Source organism: Shewanella sp. (assembly GCF_047975355.1).
In the GTDB taxonomy this organism is placed as follows: domain Bacteria; phylum Pseudomonadota; class Gammaproteobacteria; order Enterobacterales; family Shewanellaceae; genus Shewanella.
Map to the genome: position 1 here is coordinate 1 of NZ_JBKEDJ010000057.1, position 2,296 is coordinate 2,296.

A 2,296-nucleotide genomic window follows, 5' to 3' on the forward strand; every position below is an offset into this window, starting at 1 on the left:
CGCCGACGGCGCGAAAGGCGATTTCCCGCAGGCGACCAATTTCGCGCATGATGGGGTTGCTGTCCTGATGTTGATACAAATAAATCAGCTTGTTATCTTGGGTTTCGCCGAGGAGTTCACATTGTTGCAGCGCGGCCTGTAGCTCTCGGCGCGACTCAGGGTGGGCGATGGCGCTTTGGGTGATAAACAGTGGGTCTTTATCTTTACCGATGCGATACAGATGATTTTTAAGCAGTTTTATCTTGGTTTTTAGCGGAAAGTCCATCGAGCGCACGGCTTCATTCGGGATAAGCTCGCCGATGCGGATCGGCATATTGCGTTTGGCCTGTTTAAACATCTCCTTAACCAGTAGCAGTGTGGCTAAGGGTTTGTAAATCATCGAGGCCCCGTAGAAGGTGGCGGAGTTTTTGGCATCCAAAAAGATTGGCAGCAGCGGTGCATTACAGGAAATCGCCATCTTTAAAAAGCCTGAGTGCCACTGGGTATCGCGCACGCCGCTCGGGCGCAGGCGAGAGACTTCCCCCGACGGGAAAATCAGCACCGCGCCTTCATTGCGTAGATGCTGATGGATTTTTTCGAGGTGCTGTTTCGGTGTGCCGCCCGTCATATTGCGTACTGGCAGCAGGATAGAATGCAAAGGCTCGAGTGCCATCAGGAGCTCGTTCGCTACAACCTTGATATCGGGGCGAATTTCGCTGACCAGTTTAATCAGGGCAAGCGCATCGAGGGAGCCAATCGGATGATTGGCGAAGATCACCACGCGCCCCTCACAGGGAATGTTTTCGACCTCGTTGGCGGGCACGGTAAAACTAAAATCGAAGCTGGCGAGCACTTGCTCGACAAAATCGACCCCTTGGAGATAGGCAAACTGATTGGCTATCTCGTTACATTGTTTTTCATTCAACAGGTAACGCAGCATGGCCTTAGTCGGCTTGGCTAACCAAGGTTTATCCTTGAGGGCGGGCAGGTTTTGCTCCACCACATTATCGACGGTAAAGATCATCGAACTGGCTTTTAAGGCGGGCAGTGGCATGGCTGCGTCCTGCGTTAATGCGTTGGCGCTTAATGTGTTAGGGCTTAATGAATCAGCGTTTGGGGTATGAGGAGTTAATGGGTTCATGATTAGGCGACATCCCTTGGTTGGATTTCTGCTTGTTTGGGGCTGTGTGTGGCCGTTTGTGGAATAGGTTTTGGGGCGTTAACAGGTGCTTTGGGCGGCGTTTGCGCCAGCACAATACTGCTCAGAATATCGAGGTTTACGCTTTGCTCGTTCCAGCGGCAGAGCTGTAGTTCCCCGTTTAAGGTTTCGGTGATCAGGCTGCAGTTTTCGACCCAGTCGCCATCATTGGCATAGATTATCTGGCGCTTATCCGGCGTGCTGTATTGGTTATCTCGAGCGTGAACCGATAACTCTGGTTGGTGGATATGGCCGCAGATGACGCCATCTACATCATAGTGCTGGGCATAATTCACTACGGCCTGGCGAAAACGGGCGATAGCCGTCTGCGCCTTGCCCACGCGGGATTTGATATAGCTGGCGAGAGACCAGTACGGGTAGCCTAAACGCTCACGCAGGCGATGGAGATTGCGGTTGAGGAATAGCAACAAGTCGTAGAGATGATCCCCCAAGATGGCGTAGAAGCGGCCAACGCAAACATCGGCATCGAACTGATCGCCATGCAGCATTAACAGTTTGTGGCCGCCAATACCTTGATGAATATGTTGGCGAGCAATTTTGATATTCAGCAGCGTCAGTTCGGCATAGGGCTTGATGAGCTCATCATGGTTACCCGGCAGATACATCACCTGAGTGCCGTTTTGTGCCAGTTCAATCAGCTTTTGCAATACCTTATTGTGGCTCTCGGGCCAGTGCAGGCGGCGTTTGAGCGCCCATAAATCCACAATATCGCCGACCAGATACAAGTGCTGACAACGCACGGTATTTAATAGGCTTAACAGATAGTCGGCTTTGCAATCCTTACAACCTAGATGGATATCCGATAGCCAGAGGGCGTTAACTGTGATGGTTTGGCAATTTGCGGCGTTGCTGGCGTTGGCTATATGTGGGGTTGAGAAGGAAGTGTCGTAAACACTGGATGGAGCATTGTCGGAAGAGTTGGAAGGAGTGTTACGGGAAGAGTTGCGGGGAGTCTTGAGTGCGTCGATAAGCGTGCGATCAAGTCCCCTGTAATTAGCTCCAGTCATCTCATATTCACCCTATGCGGCTGTTGACTGCCTTAGAGATTAGTGACGGGCTTTGACTGAATGATGAAGCTTAAGTGACATGCAGATGACA

The 2,296-nt window shown here is 51.4% G+C and carries 2 protein-coding genes; both read right to left on the reverse strand.

The genetic code is table 11. From position 1 onward, the window contains the following. Window positions 1–1,120: GNAT family N-acetyltransferase (locus tag ACK5NH_RS15305; protein WP_416921433.1), on the reverse strand; the 1,120-nt coding region annotated here is incomplete at its 3' end. A gap of 2 nt (window positions 1,121–1,122) precedes the next feature. Then, complete coding sequence (locus ACK5NH_RS15310; RefSeq protein ID WP_416921435.1) at window positions 1,123–2,205, reverse strand: UDP-2,3-diacylglucosamine diphosphatase; 1,083 nt, start codon at window positions 2,203–2,205, stop codon at window positions 1,123–1,125. Between the last annotated feature and the right edge of the window lie 91 nt (window positions 2,206–2,296).

Coding starts and splice junctions, on each gene's coding strand:
- ACK5NH_RS15310 (WP_416921435.1), bottom strand. CDS start 2,205: ATGACTGGAGCTAATTACAGGGGACTTGATCGCACGCTTATCGACGCA.